Genomic DNA, 24,043 nt, shown 5'->3' with positions numbered 1-24,043 from the left:
CTACTTGCGAAATAACAGCTAATTTAAAGCCCAAATTATAATCGCGTTGACTACGCTTTTCTGCGCTGTTTTCTGATCTATTCATAATAAGTCAATTTTATGTCAACTTATTTCAGGACGGGACATTATTTAAAATAAAAAAGCCTCACAATTTGCGAGGCTTTTTCTTTATTTATTGTTTAATGAATTTCGTATTTGAAGTTCCTTTATCGGAGTTTATCTTGACAAAATAATTTCCGGAAGACAAATTGGAAACATCAATCGCTGCAACATCTTTTGCATTTGGGATTACAATCACCAATTGTCCCAATGTATTATAAATATGGATGGATGTAATTTCAACATCCTGTTTCTTATTTATATTGAGCACATCACTGACAGGATTAGGATACAGACTGAAATAATTCCCAAAACTAAAATCACGAACGCTCAATGCCTGAATTGTGGTCGTGTACGTATTAGTAGTGATTGCAGAATTATAATCAAAATAAATAGCAGCGTTTCCTCCAAAAGTATCACCTGCAGCTAAAATTGATTTGGTCTTGATCTTGAATACAACATAACCTGTATTCGTTCCGGCCGCAAAAGGAAGATTGATGTTTTCGAATTTAAACTCGACTTTGTTCCCTTCAGAAATTTTTGTGGTAAACAAATGGCTTCCGCTCAAAGGAATCAGGGAATTAACATCGAATTTATTTGTATCAATCAAATCCTTAACAACAACATTTTCGGCCCTATAAGTTCCTGTATTTTCAAAACGGATTACATAATGTACATAATCGCCAACTTTATCGGTACCAACTGTTATCCCTTCCAGACAGGTTTTGTCATTTGGATCAAATGAATTCACAACCGTTTGGTTCAAAACAAAAGCATTATCATTAGGCGTTTCATCTGTTTGAGCCGATGTAATATTAGTAGTATATTTTAGAACAATCCCTCCGGTAAGCGGTGGTGTTTCTAGAGGTGAATTTAGATTGAATGTAACCTCTATTTCTTTCGATTCAAACGGCTTAAGATTTGTAAAATTCCAAGACAATAAATCAGTCCCCTGGCTTGCCACAGCCGGAGTGGCAGAAACAAAGTCTAAAACCGCATCACTGAAATTAAGACTGACAGTGCCTGATTGAATTTGGTTTCCTTTGTTTTTATACACCAGTTTATACTTGGCATTAAATCCAGGTCTTGCAGGATTTATTGGCAATACTATTACTTCCAAATCAGAATGTACGCCGTTTGGCGTAATGCAGAAATTTTGGACAGCGTTTCCTTGAGAAGGGAAATTAACTGTTACACTTGATGGAGATGCATTAAAATAAGTTGGGTTCTCGAAAACAGGCGTTATTGTATAATTTCCTGCTTCTAAAAAATAGGAATAACTTCCTGAGGAATTAGGAATTTGCGTTTGAGCGTTCGAAATTTGAAATTTTAAAAAGGGAAACTTCGGATCGTTAACATCACACCCGTTATTGTTTAAATCAAACTTATTACTTCCTGAAACAGTGTAAAAATTATCCCCTCTTAAAGATATTATTTTTTTAGCATCTATTCCTTTGTATGTTGTGAACCCTCCTCCAGCTAAAATCCTACCATCCGATTGCAGTTTTATGGCATGAACGCTGCCATTAAAAGCATTATTAGAATCAAAATCCATATCTAAAATCCCGGTTGGGCTTAATCTGACAATTCTATTGTTCAAAATCTGGTCGTTAACTTTAGTGAAATTCCCTCCAATTAGAAATTTTCCGTCAGGCTGTACACATATAGTATTTACAGATCCGTTGATATTGCATGTATAGGGGAAAGGTGTTCCTCCCAATTTTATCAAACCTCCTTTAGTTCCCAACAGATAAAACAGGCCATTTCCCTCTACAAAAATATCATTCACATCGCTATAAGCATACGTAAGAGCGGTAGTACTTGTTGAAGCATTTGAATAAAGAATAGAACCTGCAGCATTTAAAACAATATAATAAGGAGAATAAACCTGTTTGTATCTTGAAAAACTTCCTCCTACAAGGATCTTACCGTCAGGCGTAGTCTTAATAACATTTACAGCTCCTTCAAAACCATAAACACTGGTATAAAAACTAGTATCAACCTTACCATTGCTGTTATACAATCTGACAATTCCATCACAATAAGATCTTCCTCCAAAAGAATCCCAATAATCTGTAAAAGCGCCACCTACAAGCATTTTCCCATCTGTCTGTAACAGGATTGTACTAACTCTTCCATCAAAACCAACAGAAGAGGACACAGGCAGAGAATTATCTATACTCCCATCATTATTTAATCTCACCAAACCTTTGGCATACACGCCGTTATATTGGTAAAAATCTCCACCCACCAAGATTTTCCCGTCGGGCTGTATCACAATGGCATTAACAGCATTATTAAAACCCAGTCCAACATCAAAGGTTAAATCTCTTGTATAATCAGCATTAAATCTGGCGATAAACCTTGCCGGAGTTCCGTTAAAACTTGAAAATGCTCCCCCTACTAATATTTTACCGTCAGCTTGTACCGCAATGGCTTTGACTTTTTCATCAAATCCTGAACCCATATTAAAGGTATAATCAATACTTCCATCACTATTAAGTCTTCCTACTCCATCAAATTTAAAATCAGAGGCCGCACAATTCTCATTCCTTTCAATAATGATTTTACCGTCATTTTGAAGAGTAATCCCATTTAAAATAGGATGTGGGTAACAATAGGCTGTACCAGAAGTAGACAGGATAAAGCTCCCATCAATGCTTCCATTGGGATTTAATCTTAAAACACTTCCTAAAGCTGATGGATAGACCCCATTATTGCCATAATCTGATGCTACAAGTATTTTGCCATTCGGATCAACAATTATATCTTTTAATTCCAAAAGACCCATTCCAGTTGTAGAAAAAGAAGAATCAAGACTCCCGTCAACATTTAATCTTATTAAATTCCCTACAGCTACGGTATTATATGTTGAAAAACTTCCTGCCAGCAATATCTTCCCATCCATTTGTGTTGCAATTGACACGATATAGTCATTCATTCCAAGTGTAAAATTTAAACTCGAATCGAGGCTTCCGTCAGCATTAAATCTTCTAAACCTTTGACCGTCTGGAAAATAGGCTGCAACCAATAGCTTACCATCCGGCTGTAAAACCATCTGGTTCATGTAGCTTGAGAAATCAAGATTAAAGGTAGTATCTAAATCCCCATTACTGTTTAACCTGAACAATGCTGAAGTTGTAAGGCCTGAACTCCCACAAACTATGATTTTCCCATCGGGCTGGACAACCATTTGATTAAAGTAATCCACATTGAGGGAAATGTCCAAGCTGCCATTACTATTGAGCCGTATTAATTTCTTAACAGCTGTACCATTATAATGCGTAAAATTTGTTCCTCCCACTAGTATCTTGCCATCTGGCTGGACAGCAATACCATTTATGGCACATGGATTATTCCAAGATTGGTATGGAAGAGTCTCAAATCCAGTTCCGGTATTAAAACTCAAATCTTTAACATTGTCATCAATTCTTTCTAATCCATTACCGCTATTGATAATTATCTTACCATCTGGTTGGATTACCGTCTTTGATTTACTGTTGTTTTTAATATCATTTTTATAATAATAATAATTTGAAGGTAATCCTGAAACACTGAAATTATGTTCAATATCCGTTGGATTCTGCGCATAACTAATAGAAAACACAAAAAAAGCAATGAGTAAGTAGAAGTTCTTCATATAAAATATTTTTGTACAAATATACATACTAAAACAAACCACCATCAGTTAATGTGATTAAAATAAATTAAGAAATAAAAAACTCATATTCCATAAACCATAACTCGCAACTATTTTCGTATTTTCGCTAATATTTTTAAGCCAATGATGTTAGTCCGATATTTATCGCAGATAGGAAGGTATTTTTTAATGCTGAAGGAGATATTCAAGAAACCTACGAAATGGTCTGTGATGCGAAGTTTAATTTTTAAGGAAATTGATGACCTGATTATAGATTCATTGGGAATTGTCGCTTTCATCTCCTTTTTTGTTGGCGGGGTTGTTTCCATCCAGACAGCTTTAAATCTGACCAATCCTTTAATCCCGAAATACCTTATTGGTTTTGCTACCAGACAATCAGTGATTCTGGAGTTTGCCCCTACTTTTATTTCCATCATTATGGCAGGAAAAATGGGTTCATTTATCACTTCCAGTATAGGAACCATGCGTGTTACAGAACAAATTGACGCGCTTGAAGTTATGGGTGTCAATTCTTTAAACTATTTGGTTTTTCCAAAATTGATTGCTTTACTGCTATATCCTTTTGTAATAGGAATTAGTATGTTTTTAGGAATCCTTGGCGGATGGATGGCTGCTGTATACGGCGGTTTTGCTTCAGCTGACGAATTTGTCAATGGATTACAGGTTGAATTTATTCCTTTTCATATTGCCTATGCTTTTATTAAAACATTTGTTTTTGCTTTAATTTTAGCAACGATTCCTTCTTTTCATGGCTATTATATGAAAGGAGGAGCGCTCGAAGTGGGTAAAGCCAGTACAGTTGCCTTCGTTTGGACTTCTGTGGTTATTATCTTGGTGAATTATATATTAACACAACTTCTTTTAACGAACTAGCTCATGATTGAAGTAAAAAATATCAAAAAATCATTTGGTGACCAAATGGTTCTAAAAGGAGTTTCTACTGTACTTGACACTGGAAAAACAAATCTGATTATCGGGCAGAGTGGTTCTGGAAAAACTGTTTTCCTTAAATCACTGCTGGGTATTCACACACCTGATAGCGGGACTATTTCGTTTGATGGCCGTGTTTATTCCGATTTGAATGCCGATGAAAAACGCGAATTGCGTACTGAAATAGGCATGGTTTTTCAGGGAAGTGCTTTGTTTGACTCGATGACCGTTGAAGAGAATATTGGTTTCCCTTTAAAAATGTTTACTTCCAAAACCCCAAAACAAATTAAAGAAAGAGTTGATTTTGTTATTGATAGGGTTAAACTTATTGATGCCCATAAAAAGAAACCTTCTGAAATATCCGGTGGAATGCAAAAAAGGGTTGCCATTGCACGTGCCATTGTAAACAATCCGAAGTATTTGTTCTGCGATGAGCCCAATTCAGGATTAGATCCGAAAACAGCCATCGTTATTGACAATCTGATTCAGGAAATCACTGCCGAATACAACATTACAACTGTAATAAATACTCACGATATGAACTCTGTAATGGAGATTGGCGATAAAATTGTATTCCTGAAAAACGGATTGAAAGAATGGGAAGGTGATAAAACACAGATTTTCAAAACCGATAACGAAGCCGTTACCGATTTTGTTTATTCTTCTGAGTTATTTAAAAAAGTAAGAGAAGCAGTTTTAAAAGAAGGAAATTAATCCTTCTTTAATTTTGCGACAACCGCTTTAATATCCTGCTCTTTGCTTTTTGGATAAATAAGCAGTACATCGTTTTTATCTACTACGATAAAGTCTTTTAATCCATCAATAACTACCAATTTTTTACCTTCGGTTCTGATGATATTATTGGAAGCATTTTCCAGAAAAACAGAGGCATTAACCACGGCGTTTTCCTGTTCGTCTTTTGGTAATTTGTCGTAAAGTGAACCCCAGGTTCCCAAATCGTTCCAATCGAAGGTTGCCGGCTGTACAAACACATTCTGTGCTTTTTCCATTACAGCATAGTCAATCGAAATATTTTCTGCTTTAGGGTAATTTTCTTTAATATATTCTTTTTCCGATGGTGTATTATAAGCTTCATAACCATCCATAAATTGAGAAAACATCTCCGGCTGGTATTTTTCAAATGCTTTCAATACCGATTGTACGCTCCAGATAAAAATCCCTGCATTCCAAAGGTAATTTCTGCTTTGTACAAATTTCCGTGCTGTAGCATAATCCGGTTTTTCACGGAACTGCACCACTTTTTTTATCGGTCTGGAGTCTAATTTATCAAATTCAATATAACCATAACCGGTATTAGGAAATGTTGGCAAAATACCCAAAGTCATTAAAGTATCCTGCATTTCGCAAAAGTTGAAGGCATTCTGTAAATTCGAAACAAACTGCATTTCATCTTCAATCCAGTGATCACTCGGAGCAACCACCATAACGGCGTCAGGATTCAGTTTTTTAATTTTTAAAGATGCATATAATATACATGGAGCCGTATTCCGCATGGCAGGTTCCAGAATAATCTGATCTTGTTTTACCTGCGGTAATTGTTCTAAAATTATATCATTATAACTCTCATTAGTAAGAATCAGAATATTCTCTTTTGGAATGAGTTGAGACAAACGGCTAAAAGTCTTTTGAATCAAAGTTTCTCCTGTTCCCAGCATATCATGAAACTGCTTAGGAAAATCGGCTGTACTTACCGGCCAAAATCGAGAACCAACTCCGCCAGCCATTAATATTGCGTAATAATTTTTATTCATTTTTTTGAGTTGCTAAGTAGCCAGATATTTAATTTTCTTAAACAATCCAGCTAATATATTTATTACAAATAAGACCTGTACCCCTATAAACAATATGGCCAAAACCATTATTATTACATCAACCAAACTATTGTGTTGGTCGGTAAATAAAGGAAAGATAAAAATACTTGTATGTGTAATTCCAATTAAACAAACGATAGAACAATAAATGTGAATACTATTTACAATTTTGTATGTCACTAAACTCATCTTATCACTAATCCAGTATAAACTAAAAAACAAAAAGAAGATAATTGCTACCACTTTATCGACAAATTTATGCTCAATAACACAATACGTGTCCTGTACATTTACATTTAATGCAGCATTATTGGTATCAATTAAAAAAAACTTAAAAAAGAAGACTGCTGATGAAAAAAGCAAAAACAGGTACGGTTTCTTTTTCAAAAAATCTAAAATCATAACTTTAAATCTTCACTTTAAAATCAATTAGGCAATAATTCAACTTCTGCATTTGGATTGAACAAATAAACTCGCCCTGAGCTAACTTCCAGACATTCATATCTTTTTAAACGTAAAGCCACTTTTTTAAAAATCTTGCCGTTGTGAATTCTAAAAACACTTCCGTAAGGAATTTCAAAGATATAATTTTTATCGTTTAAAGGGTCAAATTGTTTTAATGCCAATGACAACGTTGCATCAGTGTCGCTGCTTGCTTTCGGATTTCTGAAATGTCTGGCTAACAACGGCAGCAACTGATTTGGAAAAACTTCCGGTCTTATAAAGGGCGCCATCAACCGCTGAAAGGTTAATTTCCATTCGTCTCCGTGTGGTTTAATGTTTCTTCCGTATTTTTCAAAAGCAACCAAATGTGCAATTTCATGAATTAAAGTCATCAGAAAACGATACTTGTTTAAGCTGGCATTAACAGTAATCAGGTGAAATCCTCTCGCATCTTTGCGATAATCTCCATGACGTGTAATACGCTCATTTACAATTTTAAGATGCACATGATGCGCTTTGATTAATTCAAAACAAAGCGCAACAGAATGTTCAGGAAGATATTTTGCCAGTACTTCAGTCATTTTTACAAATTTATTTATTTTTAGCAGAAATGCTATATATTTATCTGATGAATGAAGAAATAAAACAATACTATAATGATTTAGCTTCCTCCTACGATTCTAATCGGTTTGAGAATTCTTATGGAAAGTACATAGACAATCAGGAGCGTGTATTTTTAAAGGACTTCTTATCTAAAATCACTGCAGGAAAAATTCTCGATCTGGGTTGTGGGACCGGCAGATTTTTAGATTTCGCGAATTTCGGAGTTGATATTAGCCCCAATATGATTGAAATAGCCAAAAGCAAATTCCCGGAAAAAGAGATAAAAGAAGGCTCTGTTTCGGCAATTCCTTTTCAGGATTATTTTTTTGACGCCATTTTCTCCCTGCATGTCATTATGCATTTAAACAAAGAAATCACCGAAGCATTTCTTGAGGAATCTCATAAAAAACTGAATGCTAACGGTACATTAATTTTTGATTTTCCTTCCAAAAAAAGAAGACGCACTACACAATATAATGCCGGGAATTGGCACGCGGCAAATCAGTTTTCCATTGAAGAAATACTGCAAATGACAAAAACCAATTGGATTTTAAAAAAATACCACGGAATTCTTTTTATTCCGATTCATCGTTTACCATCGTCCATCAGAAGTTTTTTTATTAAAATTGACAATTTCCTTTGCAGGTCGTTCCTAAAAGAATACGCTTCCTATGTCATTATTGAATTAGAAAAAAAATGAAGCTAAAATCATTAATCCCGAAAAAAGTAAAACTAAAGGCCCAGCTTTTCAGGCGATTCCTTTTGGACAGAAAAACAGCATTTGCGGGAAAACAGCCTATAGAAATTGAATTTAAAAACGCCATTTCGACGCAGCAGGAAATTAAAAACGGTTTGTTTTTTGAAAATAAGCTGCACAATCTTACCGTTGCTTCCTGCAAAATTGAAACGATTGTAGTTATGCCGAATCAATTTTTTTCATTTTGGAAAATTATAGGAGAACCTAATGAGAGAAATAATTTCAAAAAAGGCCGAAATATTGTAAACGGGATTGTTTCAGAGGAAATTGGGGGCGGATTATGCCAGCTTTCCAGCATCATTTATTTCACTGCTTTAAAAACAGATCTTCAAATTACCGAGCGATACAATCATTCTTTAGACATTTATAAAGAGGAAGATCGTTTTACACCTTTGGGCGCAGATGCTACTGTAGTATATGGATACAAGGATTTAAGAATTAAAAACACCTTTTCATTCCCTATAAAATTCTCTTTTACATTCGAAGAAAATTTTATCAGTTGCCATCTGTTAAGCACCGAAAAGGTGAATGAATCTGAGCTCCATTTTATCCGAAACTATAAAGGCGAGACTATTGAAGTTTCAACAACTAAAAACAGCAATCATTACTGCTTCTCGATTTACAAAAAATTGAATTAAGGTGTCGTTGATGAAACCTGCAGTACTTTCCCGTTGTAATATTTATTGCCCGTTAAGGCAAAGTTGAAAACATAATCAGCCATTTCCTTTGCAGAAATCGGAGCTTCATACCCCGGAAAAGCTTCATGTAACATTTCGGTCTGAACAGCTCCAAGTGCTAAAACATTGAATGAAATTCCTTTTTCTTTATATTCTTCCGCCAATAATTCTGACAATGTAATCACCGCACCTTTACTGGAACTATAAGCAGAAAGTCCGGCAAATTTCATGCTCCCCTGAATACCTCCCATTGAGCTGATTGTAACAACATGGCTTCCTTTCCGCAAAAACGGAATACAGATTCGGGTTAGATTTGCCACCCCAAACACATTCACTTTATATACATTTTCAAATTCGACAGCAGAGATTTCACCGAAAGGTTTCAGCAATAAAGAACCTGCATTATGTATAATAACGTCTGCTTTTTTCCATGTCTGAGAAAGAAAACCCGCTACCTTCTCCAAATCTTTTTCATTCGATAGATCAACTGAAAGGCAAGTTATATTAGGATTCTCGATTAATGTTTGAGGTGTTTTTCTGGAAATAGCCAAAACATTATGTCCGGCATTTGCAAATTGTAACGCCAACTCATAACCTATTCCCCTTGAAGTTCCTGTAATAATGATATTTTTCATTCTAATGAATTTTAGCTAAAATAAAAAAAATCTCATCAAGAAGGATTCAAGATGAGATTCTATAATTTAAACCCTGTTAGCGGTTAAGCCAACATAGTTACGGGATTTTCAATAAATTGTTTTAATGTTTGCAGAAATTGAGCTCCTGTTGCTCCATCTACAGTTCTATGATCACAAGCCAAAGTCACTTTCATAGTATTTCCAACTACAATCTGACCGTTTCTTACCACTGGTTTTTCAACAATGGCGCCCACAGATAAAATAGCGGAGTTTGGCTGATTGATAATTGATGTAAACTCGGTAATACCAAACATTCCAAGATTAGAAACTGTAAAAGTACTTCCTTCCATTTCAGCAGGAGTCAGTTTTTTGTTTTTTGCTTTTCCAGCCAAATCTTTAACACTTGCTCCAATTTGAGTTAAACTCATTTGGTCAGCAAAATTTAATACCGGAACAACCAAACCGTCTTCAACAGCTACAGCTACACCAATATTTACGTGATGGTTAATAATCATTGCATCTTCTCTCCATTGAGAATTAACCTGCGGATGTTTTTTCAAAGCCATAGCGCAAGCTTTAACTACCATATCATTGAATGACACTTTCGTATCTGGGATAGTATTGATAGTTGCTCTTGATTTCATTGCTTCGTCCATCGCAATTTCTATAGTCAGATAGAAATGAGGTGCAGTAAATATAGATTCTGACAAACGTTTCGCAATGGTTTTACGCATTTGCGAGTTTTTGATTTCTTCTGAGAATTTTTCACCTGCAGGAACAAATGGTTTTACTGCCGCTGGTGCAGAAGCAGTCGCTACAGGAGCAACTGTTTGCTGAACTGCTGCCTGAGGCGTAAATCCTTCAACATCACTTTTAACGATTCTACCATTTTCACCGGAACCTTTTACTTGTGACAAATTGATTCCTTTATCCTCAGCTATTTTTTTAGCCAAAGGCGAAGCAAAAATTCTACTCGTAGTATTTGTAGTTTCCTGGGTATTATTTGTTACAGGGGCAGCTGCTTCAACTGTTTTTTCAGTTGTTGGAGCAGTAACTGCTGAACCTCCTGATTTAAAATTAGCTGCAAGATCAGAAACATCCGTTCCTGCTGGCCCTATAATCGCTAAAATACTATCTACAGGTGCTGATTCACCTTCATTAATTCCAATATATAAAAGAGTTCCTGCATTAAATGACTCAAACTCCATTGTAGCTTTGTCTGTTTCAATTTCAGCAAGAATATCACCTTCTTTCACAACATCACCCACTTTCTTCAACCAGGTTGCTACAGTACCGTCCGTCATTGTATCACTCAAACGAGGCATGGTCACAATTTTAACACCTGCAGGAAGTTCGCTGACCGCTTTTACTTCTTTTTTTGTTTCTTCAGCCGAAGCTACAGGAGCCTCCTCCGTTTTTGAAACAGAAGCGCCGCCACTCAACAATGCGGAAATATCTTCCCCTTCTTTTCCGATAATAGCAAGAAGTGAATCAACCGGTGCAGATTCACCTTCTTGGATTCCGATGTGTAAAAGCGTTCCGGAATTAAAAGATTCGAATTCCATTGTTGCTTTATCCGTTTCAATTTCAGCAAGAATATCACCTTCCTGAATCTTATCTCCAACTTTTTTAAGCCAAGTCGCTACTGTTCCTTCCGTCATAGTATCGCTCAAACGAGGCATTGTAATTACTGTTGCCATATTGATTATAGTTTATGAGGAATGAATGGATAATTTTCTTGTTCGTACACTACATCATATAATTGTTGTACTTCCGGGAAAGGAGATTCTTCAGCAAATGTTGCGCATTCTTCTACTAAATCTTTTACCCTTTCATCGATAGCTTCAATTTCTTCATCTGTAGCATATTTTTTCTCTTTAATCACATCAAGAACCTGAGTGATTGGGTCAATTTTTTTATATTCTTCGACCTCTTCTTTTGATCTGTATAATTGTGCATCAGACATAGAATGTCCTCTGTAACGGTATGTTTTCATTTCAAGGAAAGTTGGCCCATCACCGCGACGTGCTCTGTCAATTGCTTCAGCCATCGCCTCAGCTACTTTGATAGGATTCATTCCGTCAACCGGCCCACAAGGCATTTCATACCCTAAACCTAATTTCCAGATATCTGTGTGGTTTGCTGTTCTTTCAACAGAAGTCCCCATTGCATAACCATTATTTTCAACAATGAAAACAACAGGTAATTTCCACAACATCGCCATGTTAAAAGCTTCATGAAGCGAACCCTGACGAGCAGCACCATCACCAAAATAGGTTAATGTCACTCCGCCAGTATTGAAATATTTATCTGCAAAAGCAATACCAGCTCCAACAGGAATCTGAGCTCCTACGATTCCATGACCACCATAAAACCCTTTTTCTTTTGAAAAAATATGCATTGAACCACCCATACCTTTTGAAGTTCCGGTCACTTTACCTAAAAGTTCAGCCATAACCGCTTTTGGATCAACACCCATTCCAATTGGCTGTACGTGATTACGATAAGCAGTAATCATTTTGTCTTTGGTTAAATCCATAGCATGGAGTGCTCCAGCCAAAACGGCTTCCTGTCCGTTATATAAGTGAAGAAATCCCCTTACTTTTTGTTGGATATAAAGTGCCGCTAGTTTGTCTTCAAACTTTCTCCAAAGCAGCATGTCTTCATACCACTTTAAGTAAACTTCTTTTGTAACTTCTTTCATGAGTTAATTTTGTTTTATTTCTTGGATCGCATGGAATACTTTAAAACACCCTTTTGCAAGAATATATTAAGGTGTATTTCACACAATTCTCTTTTCTTAAAGTTTTGTGCTTGTAATAATTGAGCCCAAAGCTAAATATTGACTTCACACAAATTTGCGAAAGCAAAAATAAGACTTTCAAACTTAGAAGTAAAATTTAAAACGTACTTTTTAAGAATTTTATAAGAAGTTCTTATCAAAAGTAAAAGGCAGTAAATTTTTAAGTGATGCTGATTTGTAAATCATTCCTGATTCTCCCATGAAAAACATTTCAATAGGCTTTTCTTGTTTGAATTCGTATTCTGCTATTGACTGACGGCATGCTCCACAAGGAGGAATTGGAGTTGTATTCGGATTTAAATCGGATGTTGCTGAAATCGCAATTTTAATAATTTTTGCATCCGGAAAATTAGCTCCAGCGTAAAATATAGCAACTCTTTCGGCGCAAAGCCCTGACGGATACGCAGCATTCTCTTGGTTAGAACCCAAAACTATTTCACCATTATCTAAAAGCAAAGCCGCACCAACACGGAATTTAGAATAAGGAGCATAGGCTTTTTTTCTTATTTCGATTGCTTTCAGCATTAGACTTTGAACATCAGAAGAAAGCGCATCAAGGGATTCAAAAACGAACAGTTGTGTATTAATATTTACTTCTTTCATGCTTTATAAGGGAAAAAAAATCCAAATTTCTTAAATTGAAATTTGGATTATATATTGAATATTTATTGATTATTAATATTGATCGTAGTCGTCACCAAAGTTAAACGTTAAAGAAAAACGCAAGGTGTTTTCCAGTGGGTTTTTAACTTTTGATATCGAAAACAGATAAGAAACATCTAAAGTTATAGTCGTGTATTTGAATCCGGCGCCAAGTGTAGCAAATTTTCTCGCTCCTTTGTCTTTGTTTTCATTAAAATAACCCGTTCTTAACGCGAATGAATCCTGATACCAATATTCAGCACCAATTCCATACGTAAATTCTTTTAGCTCTTCTCCAAAACCGTCGGGAGCGTCACCGAATGATTTAAAAATCCCTGAAGCCCATCCAATGCTGTTATACTCATCGGCAGCAGCTTGTGATTCATTACCATCAATAAAACCGTTACCATTAGTATCGATTACTTTTTTAGGAGTTGGAACCAATAATTTATTAAATTCTAAATTCAATCCAATTTTATTATAATCATCAAAAATAAAATCAAAACCACCACCTAGCTTTAAGTTTGAAGGAAGAAAATTAGAACTTCTTTCCACATCAGCATCATAGGATATTTTCGGGCCTAAATTCTGAAAATTGAAACCTGCTCTGAAACGTCCGTTAAAATCCGTAAAAGCCATTTCTTCCGATTGATAGAATCCAGCTACATCAACAGCAAAACTATTTGCAGCGGAAGCATCATTATTTGCCGAAGCAATTTTCAGGTTTGAACGTATGTACCTACCTGCTACAGCCATCGCAAATTTATCACTTAAATGTAACGAATACGATAAATCAAGTGCTAATTCATTTGGCTTTACAACACCTTGATCCGTTCCGCCAGCATCTGTTAATTGAATTTCTCCTAAACTAAAATACCGTAAACTTGTTGCAAATGCAGCACGCTCACTTATTCTATTATAATAAGTAACCTGACCTAATGAAATATCATTAACAAGATCCGTTAAATAAGGTGTATAACTCACAGTAAACCCTTGTTTTTTAATTGCAAAAGCATATTTAGCAGGGTTAAACTGCTGTGAAAAAGCATCAGCTGAAGTAGCAACTCCATTATCTCCCATACCCGCTGCACGAGCATCGGCAGTAATTAGTAAAAAAGGAACCCCTGTTGTAATGGGCCTTTCATTTTGAGCAGAAACATTAAGAACAAATAAAAATCCGGCAAGTATAAAAGCTATTTTTTTCATATAATTTTATAAAGTATTCAACAAATATATATCCTTTTATTAAAGTATCACTAATTTCTCAAATTTTTCAGTCTTTTTATTTGAGAGAGTTGACCGAACGGTTAATTTATAAACATAAACGCCCTTCCCTATTTTATCACCAAAGTCATCACGACCATCCCAAGTAATATCTCTTGACAGAGAACCATCCGAAGTTACTAGCTGATTCTTTGTCCATACTACTTTTCCTGTAACAGTCAACACTTGTACCTGAACCTCCAATGGCTCAAAAGGTTTGTTGTGTGTAAACCAAAATTCCGTATGATTCACGAAAGGATTAGGATAATTCAATACGTTTGTCAACGTCAGGGTATCATCCCCAACAACTATAAATTGCAGTTCGGCAGTTACGATATTATTATAAACATCCCATGCCTTGAAAGTCAATGTATGCAATCCCAATGCTAAATTTCGGAATGGAAATTTCAATTTTCCTTTAGTGTAATTGTTTAATTCCGTTTCATAAAAATCATTTAGAACATAAGGCTTTGTTTCATCACCATCTAAATAAGCAATAATATCATGACCAATTCCGCTTGCAGTATTAATTCCGTTTTCATCTTCCAGAAAAGCTAAAAATAAAGGTGATTCATTTGTAATTCCACCTGAAACAAACGACTCATCATTCATATAAATTCTTACTCTCGGCCCAATGTTATCTGCTACAGCATTTTCATTTAAGCCTCCTACTTTTATAGAGACGTCATAACCAGTCTGATCTTGAAGAATAAGATTGTTTTTTGCATAAAAACTTACTTTTCCATTCCCAAGAGGAATTTTAATATCACGAGGAACCACAAATCCAAATTCAAATTGCCCGTTTGTTACCGAAGCATTTCCTCTGAAAATAGTTTCTCCCATCGTTGTAAAATTCATTTTATCGACAACACCTCCAATAATAATTCCATCATTACCCAGAGTAGTTCTGTTGATTTCTTTATCATAAACATTAATCGCCAATTCTCCGTTGTAATTTGGCAACGGATTATTAAACTCATCAACCACTTCACCCGAAAGCTTTACGAAACTAAGTGCTTCTAATGCGTCAACCGGTTGCGAAATCGGTACGTCATTAATTTTGGTTAAAATAATTTTCGGTTTCGGAATAGCTAATTTTAAAGCCGGATCCCCAATATAAAATACAACATTATTACCGGTACTTGCCGAAGCTACCTTAGTTAATCTGACAGCTTCCGAAATAGTAACATAATTATTTGACCCATAAGAAAACAGGTTCGACGCCAAGTTTGAATTAAAAATTGAACCCGTAGACTGTCCTATCTGTCTTGTTGTAGTTACCATTGAAACAGCGCCACCTGAAGGATTCCAATATACATACTCTCCAGCAGTTGGTCTAAAAGGGTTATCAAAACGGGTAAATTCACAAGTTACAGTCACAAATAACGGATACTTATATTTATTACTCAAATTGATTGCATCTCCCTTTTCAAAAATTCTTTCGGCTGACAATCCATCTTCTCCTCCATGCCCGAAATAATCGAATACCAAAGCACCCTGACCAAATGAATTGACAAATTCTTCTTTTACTTTTGGATATTTTTGTCCACCTGAAGTTGTTTCCTGTACATAAGCATCGGCATATATTTTCTTTACATTCAAAAACGGCTTTTGAGCTGTAATTGTATTAGAGATAATATCTAAATCTTTTTGAAGTGAAGCATCACTGACCTTATCTACATCATCAGAAATCATTACTAAGTTATTTCTCCATCTTCCGAACGATTTATCACTATGGTAATCGATAACCTTTGTAACCATTTGCTCAGCCTGCGCCAAACTGGAAGCAAGTATTCTTCCTACTGCCACATCAAGCCCCTGATAATTGAGCATATCTCCCTCATTAGCATCCATAAGACCAAAATAATCATCCGAAATAAAAGACGAACCTATTGAAAAACTGTAAAGTGATTGAAAAATAGGCACTATGTTTGTGTTGTCTTGAATTCTATCTTTAAAATCATAAGAAGCATCACCAAAAAGGCATAAATATTTAATTCTTCCGCTTGGAGACGATCCGTTTTCATAAATATATTTCACAAAATTCCTGATAGCTCCAATATCTTGTTTTCCGGAAGAAAATTCAACATACAAACTTTCAAGAGTAATTACTTTTACATTTAATCCCGAATAAGTTCTATGAAAATCAGCCAGTCTTGTTGCTTGTGATTTTAATACTTCAGGGGTTACAATTACATAATCTACGTCTTGAAACGCTCCTTGATTATTCATAAAAATAGTTCCTTTCAAATCCTGATTACTAACGAAAGCATTAGAATCTTTTTGAGGTGAATAAATATCCGAATTATCAATAGCGATATATTTTCGCGCTTCCCCCATAAGCACTTTGAATGAAAACTGTGTTTGACCACTGTTAACTTTCCCAGTTACATTATAAATATCTGTAATATCCCAAACCTGGCTAATTGCTGTGGCGTTTTCAAATCTATATTCACAGGTTCCAATTGAGGCAGCTACATTATCAACAGCAAATCTAAACTGTTTCCCATATCCTTTCAAAAAGCTTTTGGCCTTCAAACTGATATAATCCAAATAACCATTGGCACTCGGAACACCGTTATCATTATAACTCAACAAAACCGGGATAGTAGTACTCGCAGATGTAACCGGAGCTACAAGACTGTTTTCAAAGGCAAAAACAGGACCATCACCACTTACAGCCGGAAAGTTTAGGTCTCCTAAATTTTGTACATTGACTTTTACATTAAATGAAGTTGCAACAACAGCAGCAGCAGCAGCCTGAACCTTTACAGTAACTGGCTTCGAAACATCCATATTAGGGAATGTGAACGAAAAACTCTGATTATTTTCAAAATTAAACTGTTCTCCAAACCATTTTCTTCCTAATCGTACAATATTAACTTTATCAACTTCATGAAACTGATAATCATCGAAATCAGTAAATACAACATCCGGAGCTTGTGCAGATTCAATAATTGGTGTTATTCTTTTTCCGGTAGTTCCTGAAGTTGTAACATAATAGTACGATCTGTCAGCGTACAAATTTAAATGTGTCTGACTGTCATTATTCCAATTATCAACTCCTTCGGCATAAAACAGAATATAATCCGCATCATTAAAAACACCATCTTGCTCTCCATTGAAATAAACAGCGTTTTCAGCCAAATCATTTGGATACGGAACCGAGTTCGCAAGCGGAATCATTCTTCCGCCATTCCCATAAATTTTTATTGTTCTTGGATCTGCATTTACATCGATGCCTATTTCTGAAAGGAATGATTTTGAAATTTTATAAACTCCTGATTTTTCAACATAAAACCTACGCCAATTACCGCTTTTTAAAACTGAATTCTCAATCGAATTCACATTATGTACTGTGTTGTTATCCTTATTTACACTACTCAAAGTAAATGAATAATTCAAAGACTTAACTCTTTTAAAAAAACCGCCGTCCTTAATAATAGGAGAAAAAGACAGCACTCCATAATTGACATCCCTTGCCTGCGAATTTTGCAAAGTCGCTTTTATGGTTGTCGGAATCTGGGCAACTTCTAAGTTTCCTAATTTCTCTCTTCCGATAGTTTCAAATATTACATTTGAAATTATAAGACTTTCACTATCGACAAACGAATTGACTTTTATTTTTTTAGCGAAAAGAACCGTTTTTCTTTCTTCATTATATATATAGGTGTCAGATTTGAAATACGGGATATTAATTTTACTGTTCTCAGTGATATTGTATCCGTCATCAGACCAATCAATAACCACTTGATTATTTTCCTGAGCTAAAGAAATTTGTAAGATGAATAACAATAGTATTATGATAGTTTTTCTCATATCAGAAGATAACGCTTTAAGGCATTGTTTTATTTTAGCTCGTAAAAATAAATATTTTATACAATATAAAAAGGCATAATACGTTAAGTAATATCAACAAAAAACTAAATTTTAAGATTTTTTTAAATATTTATAAAAAAGGTGTTGCAGTTTAATGGTTAATTATTATATTGCGCCACAAAATAATTACCTACTGAAAGTATGAAAGTAAACAAAATTATGACTGTGAGAGTGCTTTTTTCATTAATAGTGCTATTCGGATTTACTAGTTGTAGTAAAAAGTCAAGTTCAAGAAACACTTCATCTGCTACTGGATGGAAGATTAACGACCCTAATGGAGGTTTCCAGTACAACTCAAATTTTACAAAACAAGAAACTGCTCCTGGTTTAGTATTAGTTGAAGGTGGAACGTTTACAATGGGTAAAGTACAAGATGACCCAATGCATGATTGGAACAACACTCCATCACAACAACACGTTCAATCTTTTTACATGGATGAAACGGAAGTAACTAACATCATGTACATGGAGTACTTAGATTGGTTAAAAAGAGTTTTCCCTCCTTCAGATGAAAACTACAAACATATATATGAAGGTGCTCTTCCTGACACATTAGTTTGGAGAAATAGATTAGGTTATAATGAAACTATGACTAATAACTATTTGAGACACCCTGCTTACTCACAATACCCTGTAGTAGGCGTAAACTGGATTCAAGCTACTGAATTCGCAAAATGGAGAACAAACCGTGTAAATGAGTCTATTCTTGAAAGAGAAGGATACATGAAAAAAGGCGCAAAAGTTGTTGACGTTGATTCACAAAATACTTTTGATACTGAAGCATATTTAGCATCCCCATCTACTTCATTCAGTGGAAACGAAGAAATTGTTTTACAAAAATCAGGTCGTTCTAAAGGTAAAGCTAAAAAAGCTAAAAAGGCTGATACTGACGCAAGCGCTGATGCAGCTACTGCTGATGCAGGAACTGACGGACCTAAAAACGTATACGCACAAAAAACATCTGGAATACTTCTTCCTGAATACAGACTTCCAACAGAAGCTGAATGGGAATATGCATCTGCTGCTGACGTAGGAAACAGAGAGTATAACATCTACAGAGGTCAGAAGAAATATCCTTGGAAAGGTCCTTACACTCGTTCTGGAAAAAGAACTTCAAGAGGTGATCAATTGGCTAACTTCAAACAAGGTAAAGGTGATTACGGCGGAATTGCAGGATGGTCTGATGATAACGCAGATATTACTGCAGCTGTAAAATCTTACCAACCAAATGACTTTGGATTGTATGACATGGCTGGTAACGTTGCAGAATGGGTTCAAGACGTATACAGACCTATAGTTGATGATGAAGCAAATGATTTCAACTACTTCCGTGGTAACGTTTATACAAAAAATAAAATTGACAAAGAAGGTAAAATCGAATTCGTAACTTCTGAAAACATTAAGTATGACACTTTAAGTAACGGTAAAATCATCGCTAGAGATGTTCCTGGACAAATCGCTCAGGTACCTGTTGACCAAAACGAAACTTACTTAAGACAAAACTTTGATAAGAGTAATGAAATCAACTACAGAGATGGTGAAAAACAATCTACTCGTTTCTATGATTTCGGAGGTTCTGAAGAAAGTGAAGCAAAATTAAGTGATAAGAAAAGAATGTACGATTCTCCTATTCACAAAGTATCAAAAGACACACTTGGATCTTTAGACAGAAAATTTGATAAATCTGCAAAAAGAACAACACTTATCGGTGACGATGTTAGAGTTTACAAAGGTGGTTCTTGGAGAGACAGAGCTTATTGGTTAGATCCGGCACAAAGAAGATTCTGCCAACAAGACATCGCAACTGACTACATTGGATTCAGATGTGCAATGTCAAGAGTTGGTCCAAAAGCTGACTTTAAGAAAAAAGCAAGAAACTAATTCTTTTTTAAAAAATATATAAAAGCCCTATTTTTAGGGCTTTTATTTTTTTACTACTTTCGTATTATGAAAATCGAAGAGATATACCAATGTTTTTTACAATGCGATTCTGTATCAACAGACACTCGTAAGATTGATCCAAATTCCCTTTTTGTAGCTCTTAAAGGCGATAATTTCGACGCGAATACATTTGCCCAGGAAGCCCTAAACAAAGGCGCTTCATTTGTAATTATTGACAACAAGCAATACTATACAGATGAAGACAAAATGTTATTGGTTACAGACAGCTTAACTGCATTACAGGAACTGGCTAAATACCACAGGCAGCAATTAGGTTTACCTATTATTGCTCTTACCGGCAGCAACGGAAAAACAACAACAAAAGAACTTATCAATACTGTTCTTTCCAAAAAATACACCACAAAAGCGACATTAGGAAACTTAAACAACCATATTGGAGTTCCTCTGACTCTTCTTTCATTCAATGAAGATACGGATATAGGTATTGTTGAAATGGGAGCCAATCATCAAAAAGAAATAGCTTTTCTGTGTTCTATCGCCGAACCTGATTTCGGTTATATAACTAATTTTGGAAAAGCACACTTAGAAGGCTTTGGCGGAATTGAAGGTGTCATAAAAGGCAAAAGTGAACTTTACACCTATTTGCAGGAAAATCAGAAAACCGTTTTTATAAACCTTGACGATCCAATTCAAGTAGAAAAAAGTAAAGGTATTACAAATTATTCCTTTTCAATGAATATGAAAAGCAATGTATATTTTGATTCTGTTACAGCCAATCCAATGGTCAAAATCGGATTCAATAACCAAACTATTGAATCACACCTGATAGGAATATACAATGCTAATAACATTAATGCTGCTATCACCATTGGATGCTATTTTAACGTTAGCGATGATGAAATAAAAAGTGCAATCGAAAATTATATTCCATCAAATAACCGTTCGCAATTATTAAAGAAAGACTCCAATAACATTATTTTGGATGCTTATAATGCAAATCCAAGCAGCATGACAGCAGCGATCACCAACTTCATGCAAATCGATGGGAAAGATAAAATTGCCATTTTGGGCGATATGTTTGAACTCGGAACAGAAAGCCTTCCGGAGCATCAAAAAGTCGTTGAGCTACTACGCAACGAAACCGGTATAACAACTATTTTTGTAGGCAAAGACTTTTACGCAAATAAAATTGAGAACAATCATATTCATTTCTATAAAACCTTTGAAGATTTTGCAGAAACCATCAAAACCTTAAAACCTCAAAATAAAACCATTTTGATAAAAGGTTCACGGGGGATGGCATTAGAAAGAACTTTAGATATTATTTAAATTTGAAATCCAGCTAATTGCTGGATTTTTTATTGCATTTTTTTATAACTTTATAAAAAGCAAGCGTATGATACCAATAAATAACTGGAGCGAAGATCTTAAGCCTTTACTATTAAAATACAAAGGAAGAAAGCATCCGCTAGAATATCAGAATTTGTACCAATTAATGGTAATGGTCATTTTATCCGCTCAAGATTCTGATGCCAATATTAACAAAATAGCACCTTCCTTATTCAACGTATACCCCACCTTGGAAAGCCTTTCAGTATCAAATATTGAAGCTTTGTCATCGCACATCAGCAAAGTCAGAAACTTCGGAACCAAAGCGGCATGGCTTATTGAAATTGCGAAAACACTCAAAAAAGACAGCAATATTCCAACCACAATGGAAGAATTAACTGCATTGAAAGGCATTGGAAGAAAATCTGCAAACGTAATCATGAGAGAAGCCGGTTCACCAGCAGAAGGAATTATAGCAGATCTTCACGTAATTAGGGTAGCTCCAAGGATTGGAATAATTAATGAAGTAAAAGACGGTAATAAAGTCGAAAAACAACTAATGCAAAGCCTTCAAAAGGATATATGGGGAGAAATCGGTATGGCCATCTCTTTTCTGGGAAGAGAAACCTGTCGGCCAACCAATCCAAAATGCGGAGAATGTCCCATAAGTCTAATTTGTTATTATTATAATAACCAAAGCTAAATAAATCACAGTGGATAAACATAGCTTTGGTTACTTCTGAAGTTAATCAACTCCTCTCTAATAAATAATTCAACAATAAAAATTCCAATCTGAACTTTCCAATTTATTGATAATCCTTTTTAATTTTCTGAAAGCCAAATACTGCCCGAAAGCTTTCCCTAAAAAAGCCCCTAAAAGACACATTAGAAAAACAAAACATGACGTAGACCAGTTTAAAAAAAGCTGATTGTGAGCATATTTCCATCCTAGTGCAATTAAAAAGAAAATAAAAACAAAAAAATTTCCTTCACCACAGCCACAGGCTTTATACTGTTGGTTTATTTTTTGTTCCCACTCTGAAGCTATTTTTGAATCTAAATTCCGCATATCAAATTTCACCGCATTAAATCTATAAAATATTGACTTAACTGATTTCAGATACAGCAAATCATCGGAACATCGGATAACATAAAGATCAGTTTCACTACTCATAGCTATTCGAAATTAAATGTAAACACAATGTCTGGAACCGCGTAAAGTAGCAATTTGAAGATTTGACATGGCAAAATTCACTAATTCACCAGTTGTACCATCAACATTAATAGTTGGAAACATCAAATTATTTCGATCGTCATCAATGTGAGGCATTAGACAGGAATGTCCAATTTCGTGAGCAATAGATTGAATTCCTGTTAAATTTGGCTCTACAACAACATAGTTGTGAGTTGCAGCAAAACTACAACCAACAGTAGCTGCCGGATTAATATTTTCAACCACGAAAACAATCAGTTCAGAGCCATAACCAAGTACTCTTTTTAAGCCATCCTCAAAGGCGCAATCTGCAGAAACCAATTCATAATAAGAACCCGCAATCCACCAATCAGAGAAGAATCCACCAGCACCACAATCAACATTATTAGCGTCATCAGGAGTGTTCAATTTTGGGATACAAACACCAGTATAAATCAAATTAACATTGCATTGTGTTCTAAAAATATTTTGGGCTGTTCTGATTCCTCTAATTGCTGTAGCTTCATTCGTATGAGGCCTTCCATCTCTATTCAAAATAATTAACTTGACATACATTTTTTTCAAAGGACGTATACCCGCAAGGGAGGCTATAAAATCAGGCAACCCAATAATTCTCCAAACTATTTCAGTTATCCAATTAATAATGGTTCGTAAAATTCCACCTATTATTGGAATACTCAAAATTAAATTAATGACAAAACCAACAAGATCAAGAACGAGTCCCACTATGGTACACACGACTTCCGTGATAAGTTTTGTGATAGTTACTATAATCCATGTTACTACTAATACCGCAACTACAACAATCCAACAGAACCATTTATTACAACACAAGCACCACCAATTACAAGGTTCCTCTCTGCATCTTCTTTCCTCTCTGTTTACCCAATTTTCTACTGGTTGTTGAACGTTTTCTGTTATCCAGCGACTAATTTCTCTACATATTCTCATGACATTTTTAAATTTAGTTTTACTTCATTTTTAAAGCCAGCACTATTCATTTAGGCTAGCAAAACAATCAAAACAAATTTCTGTCCTTTGGCAGAGTATTCATCAAGGAGAAAAACCCTTTCTATAGGGGTAATTTTCCTATTTCTATCTTTTAAATCAAAATATTTCGCATTATTAACCCTTCTCTTTCCTAGTTTTATTTGCGTGCCCCAAGGGTCGGGCTGTTCGCTTCAACCTTTTAGTTTCGCAGGCTCACAAAAAGGGTTTTCACTGCCATCCCTCACGCGATTCTTCTTTTAAAAAGCTCATTTTGCTTTCATTTAGAGGTTTTTGTTCCCCTTTTCAGCACAAAACAAGCTCCAAAAACCCTAAATAAGCCGGTTTCTGGTGTTTTTGAGCCTTACTTTCTGTAAAACAAAAACC

At 35.2% G+C, this 24,043-nt stretch carries 19 protein-coding genes; 7 read left to right on the top strand and 12 right to left on the bottom strand.

Annotated elements, in window-relative coordinates; all coding sequences use genetic code 11:
• Nucleotides 1-172 precede the first annotated feature (172 nt).
• A complete protein-coding gene (locus tag ACRDEC_RS15665; RefSeq protein ID WP_431499308.1) occupies nt 173-3,739 on the bottom strand; it encodes a DUF7619 domain-containing protein in 3,567 nt (1,188 codons plus the stop codon).
• Nucleotides 3,740-3,883: 144 nt separating this feature from the next.
• Between ACRDEC_RS15665 and ACRDEC_RS15660 the strand changes: the two genes are divergently transcribed.
• Nucleotides 3,884-4,633, top strand: coding sequence for an MlaE family ABC transporter permease (locus tag ACRDEC_RS15660; RefSeq protein ID WP_431499307.1), 750 nt, complete (start codon nt 3,884-3,886; stop codon nt 4,631-4,633).
• A gap of 3 nt (nt 4,634-4,636) precedes the next feature.
• A complete protein-coding gene (locus ACRDEC_RS15655) occupies nt 4,637-5,404 on the top strand; it encodes an ABC transporter ATP-binding protein (protein ID WP_431499306.1) in 768 nt (255 codons plus the stop codon).
• On the opposite strand, the gene ACRDEC_RS15650 is transcribed toward ACRDEC_RS15655, so the two are convergent.
• Genes ACRDEC_RS15650 through ACRDEC_RS15640 form a run of 3 tightly spaced genes read right to left on the bottom strand, consistent with a single transcriptional unit; the run spans nt 5,401 to nt 7,547 of the window.
• On the bottom strand, nt 5,401-6,462 hold the full coding sequence (locus ACRDEC_RS15650) for a mannose-1-phosphate guanylyltransferase (RefSeq protein WP_431499305.1): 1,062 nt from the start codon (nt 6,460-6,462) through the stop codon (nt 5,401-5,403). The genes ACRDEC_RS15655 and ACRDEC_RS15650 overlap by 4 nt on opposite strands.
• 12 nt (nt 6,463-6,474) lie before the next feature.
• Nucleotides 6,475-6,924 carry a hypothetical protein gene (locus ACRDEC_RS15645; RefSeq protein ID WP_431499304.1) on the bottom strand — a complete coding sequence of 150 codons (450 nt, stop codon included), beginning with the start codon at nt 6,922-6,924 and terminating at the stop codon, nt 6,475-6,477.
• Between the two features lie 23 nt (nt 6,925-6,947).
• On the bottom strand, nt 6,948-7,547 hold the full coding sequence (locus tag ACRDEC_RS15640; protein ID WP_431499303.1) for a SprT-like domain-containing protein: 600 nt from the start codon (nt 7,545-7,547) through the stop codon (nt 6,948-6,950).
• Between the two features lie 47 nt (nt 7,548-7,594).
• On the opposite strand from ACRDEC_RS15640, the gene ACRDEC_RS15635 reads away from it, so the two are divergent.
• Complete coding sequence (locus ACRDEC_RS15635) at nt 7,595-8,269, top strand: class I SAM-dependent methyltransferase (protein ID WP_431499302.1); 675 nt, start codon at nt 7,595-7,597, stop codon at nt 8,267-8,269.
• Nucleotides 8,266-8,964 carry a VanW family protein gene (locus ACRDEC_RS15630; protein ID WP_431499301.1) on the top strand — a complete coding sequence of 233 codons (699 nt, stop codon included), beginning with the start codon at nt 8,266-8,268 and terminating at the stop codon, nt 8,962-8,964. Before ACRDEC_RS15635 ends, ACRDEC_RS15630 begins: the two co-directional genes overlap by 4 nt.
• Here ACRDEC_RS15630 and ACRDEC_RS15625 read toward each other — a convergent pair.
• From ACRDEC_RS15625 to porU, 6 genes are all read right to left on the bottom strand, one after another.
• The gene (locus ACRDEC_RS15625) at nt 8,961-9,638 is read right to left on the bottom strand and encodes an SDR family NAD(P)-dependent oxidoreductase (RefSeq protein WP_431499300.1); all 678 of its coding nucleotides are present in this window, start codon (nt 9,636-9,638) and stop codon (nt 8,961-8,963) included. The genes ACRDEC_RS15630 and ACRDEC_RS15625 overlap by 4 nt on opposite strands.
• A gap of 83 nt (nt 9,639-9,721) precedes the next feature.
• The gene (locus tag ACRDEC_RS15620; RefSeq protein WP_431499299.1) at nt 9,722-11,338 is read right to left on the bottom strand and encodes a 2-oxo acid dehydrogenase subunit E2; all 1,617 of its coding nucleotides are present in this window, start codon (nt 11,336-11,338) and stop codon (nt 9,722-9,724) included.
• 5 nt (nt 11,339-11,343) lie between these two features.
• A complete protein-coding gene (gene pdhA, locus ACRDEC_RS15615; RefSeq protein ID WP_431499298.1) occupies nt 11,344-12,342 on the bottom strand; it encodes a pyruvate dehydrogenase (acetyl-transferring) E1 component subunit alpha in 999 nt (332 codons plus the stop codon).
• Nucleotides 12,343-12,561: 219 nt separating this feature from the next.
• The gene (gene cdd / locus ACRDEC_RS15610; protein ID WP_431499297.1) at nt 12,562-13,044 is read right to left on the bottom strand and encodes a cytidine deaminase; all 483 of its coding nucleotides are present in this window, start codon (nt 13,042-13,044) and stop codon (nt 12,562-12,564) included.
• 72 nt (nt 13,045-13,116) lie between these two features.
• A complete protein-coding gene (gene porV / locus ACRDEC_RS15605; RefSeq protein ID WP_431499296.1) occupies nt 13,117-14,289 on the bottom strand; it encodes a type IX secretion system outer membrane channel protein PorV in 1,173 nt (390 codons plus the stop codon).
• A gap of 39 nt (nt 14,290-14,328) precedes the next feature.
• On the bottom strand, nt 14,329-18,165 hold the full coding sequence (gene porU, locus ACRDEC_RS15600; RefSeq protein ID WP_431499295.1) for a type IX secretion system sortase PorU: 3,837 nt from the start codon (nt 18,163-18,165) through the stop codon (nt 14,329-14,331).
• 201 nt (nt 18,166-18,366) lie between these two features.
• On the opposite strand from porU, the gene gldJ reads away from it, so the two are divergent.
• The 3 genes from gldJ to ACRDEC_RS15585 all read left to right on the top strand — a co-directional run bounded on the left by gldJ (nt 18,367) and on the right by ACRDEC_RS15585 (nt 22,159).
• Complete coding sequence (gene gldJ / locus ACRDEC_RS15595; RefSeq protein ID WP_431499294.1) at nt 18,367-20,106, top strand: gliding motility lipoprotein GldJ; 1,740 nt, start codon at nt 18,367-18,369, stop codon at nt 20,104-20,106.
• A gap of 66 nt (nt 20,107-20,172) precedes the next feature.
• Nucleotides 20,173-21,456 (top strand): UDP-N-acetylmuramoyl-tripeptide--D-alanyl-D-alanine ligase, encoded by a 1,284-nt coding sequence (locus ACRDEC_RS15590; RefSeq protein ID WP_431499293.1) that lies wholly within the window; start codon nt 20,173-20,175, stop codon nt 21,454-21,456.
• Between the two features lie 67 nt (nt 21,457-21,523).
• The gene (locus tag ACRDEC_RS15585) at nt 21,524-22,159 is read left to right on the top strand and encodes an endonuclease III domain-containing protein (protein WP_431499292.1); all 636 of its coding nucleotides are present in this window, start codon (nt 21,524-21,526) and stop codon (nt 22,157-22,159) included.
• Between the two features lie 69 nt (nt 22,160-22,228).
• Here the strand turns inward: ACRDEC_RS15585 and ACRDEC_RS15580 are convergent, their stop codons facing one another.
• Together ACRDEC_RS15580 and ACRDEC_RS15575 are read right to left on the bottom strand one after the other, a co-directional pair.
• Nucleotides 22,229-22,630, bottom strand: a complete 402-nt coding sequence (locus tag ACRDEC_RS15580; RefSeq protein ID WP_431499291.1) for a hypothetical protein — start codon at nt 22,628-22,630, stop codon at nt 22,229-22,231.
• Between the two features lie 12 nt (nt 22,631-22,642).
• Entirely contained in the window at nt 22,643-23,620 is a 978-nt protein-coding gene (locus tag ACRDEC_RS15575) for a hypothetical protein (RefSeq protein ID WP_431499290.1), read from the bottom strand.
• Nucleotides 23,621-24,043: the final 423 nt, after the last annotated feature.

The sequence above is a fragment of the Flavobacterium sp. genome (assembly GCF_050696275.1).
Classification (GTDB): domain Bacteria; phylum Bacteroidota; class Bacteroidia; order Flavobacteriales; family Flavobacteriaceae; genus Flavobacterium.
This window is presented reverse-complemented; position numbering and strand designations above follow the sequence as displayed.

What these genes read in the sequence shown, in the direction of transcription:
- ACRDEC_RS15665 (WP_431499308.1), bottom strand. Translation starts at nt 3,739, where the DNA reads ATGAAGAACTTCTACTTACTCATTGCTTTTTTTGTGTTTTCTATTAGT.
- ACRDEC_RS15660 (WP_431499307.1), top strand. Translation starts at nt 3,884, where the DNA reads ATGATGTTAGTCCGATATTTATCGCAGATAGGAAGGTATTTTTTAATG.
- ACRDEC_RS15655 (WP_431499306.1), top strand. Translation starts at nt 4,637, where the DNA reads ATGATTGAAGTAAAAAATATCAAAAAATCATTTGGTGACCAAATGGTT.
- ACRDEC_RS15650 (WP_431499305.1), bottom strand. Translation starts at nt 6,462, where the DNA reads ATGAATAAAAATTATTACGCAATATTAATGGCTGGCGGAGTTGGTTCT.
- ACRDEC_RS15645 (WP_431499304.1), bottom strand. Translation starts at nt 6,924, where the DNA reads ATGATTTTAGATTTTTTGAAAAAGAAACCGTACCTGTTTTTGCTTTTT.
- ACRDEC_RS15640 (WP_431499303.1), bottom strand. Translation starts at nt 7,547, where the DNA reads ATGACTGAAGTACTGGCAAAATATCTTCCTGAACATTCTGTTGCGCTT.
- ACRDEC_RS15635 (WP_431499302.1), top strand. Translation starts at nt 7,595, where the DNA reads ATGAATGAAGAAATAAAACAATACTATAATGATTTAGCTTCCTCCTAC.
- ACRDEC_RS15630 (WP_431499301.1), top strand. Translation starts at nt 8,266, where the DNA reads ATGAAGCTAAAATCATTAATCCCGAAAAAAGTAAAACTAAAGGCCCAG.
- ACRDEC_RS15625 (WP_431499300.1), bottom strand. Translation starts at nt 9,638, where the DNA reads ATGAAAAATATCATTATTACAGGAACTTCAAGGGGAATAGGTTATGAG.
- ACRDEC_RS15620 (WP_431499299.1), bottom strand. Translation starts at nt 11,338, where the DNA reads ATGGCAACAGTAATTACAATGCCTCGTTTGAGCGATACTATGACGGAA.
- pdhA (WP_431499298.1), bottom strand. Translation starts at nt 12,342, where the DNA reads ATGAAAGAAGTTACAAAAGAAGTTTACTTAAAGTGGTATGAAGACATG.
- cdd (WP_431499297.1), bottom strand. Translation starts at nt 13,044, where the DNA reads ATGAAAGAAGTAAATATTAATACACAACTGTTCGTTTTTGAATCCCTT.
- porV (WP_431499296.1), bottom strand. Translation starts at nt 14,289, where the DNA reads ATGAAAAAAATAGCTTTTATACTTGCCGGATTTTTATTTGTTCTTAAT.
- porU (WP_431499295.1), bottom strand. Translation starts at nt 18,165, where the DNA reads ATGAGAAAAACTATCATAATACTATTGTTATTCATCTTACAAATTTCT.
- gldJ (WP_431499294.1), top strand. Translation starts at nt 18,367, where the DNA reads ATGAAAGTAAACAAAATTATGACTGTGAGAGTGCTTTTTTCATTAATA.
- ACRDEC_RS15590 (WP_431499293.1), top strand. Translation starts at nt 20,173, where the DNA reads ATGAAAATCGAAGAGATATACCAATGTTTTTTACAATGCGATTCTGTA.
- ACRDEC_RS15585 (WP_431499292.1), top strand. Translation starts at nt 21,524, where the DNA reads ATGATACCAATAAATAACTGGAGCGAAGATCTTAAGCCTTTACTATTA.
- ACRDEC_RS15580 (WP_431499291.1), bottom strand. Translation starts at nt 22,630, where the DNA reads ATGAGTAGTGAAACTGATCTTTATGTTATCCGATGTTCCGATGATTTG.
- ACRDEC_RS15575 (WP_431499290.1), bottom strand. Translation starts at nt 23,620, where the DNA reads ATGAGAATATGTAGAGAAATTAGTCGCTGGATAACAGAAAACGTTCAA.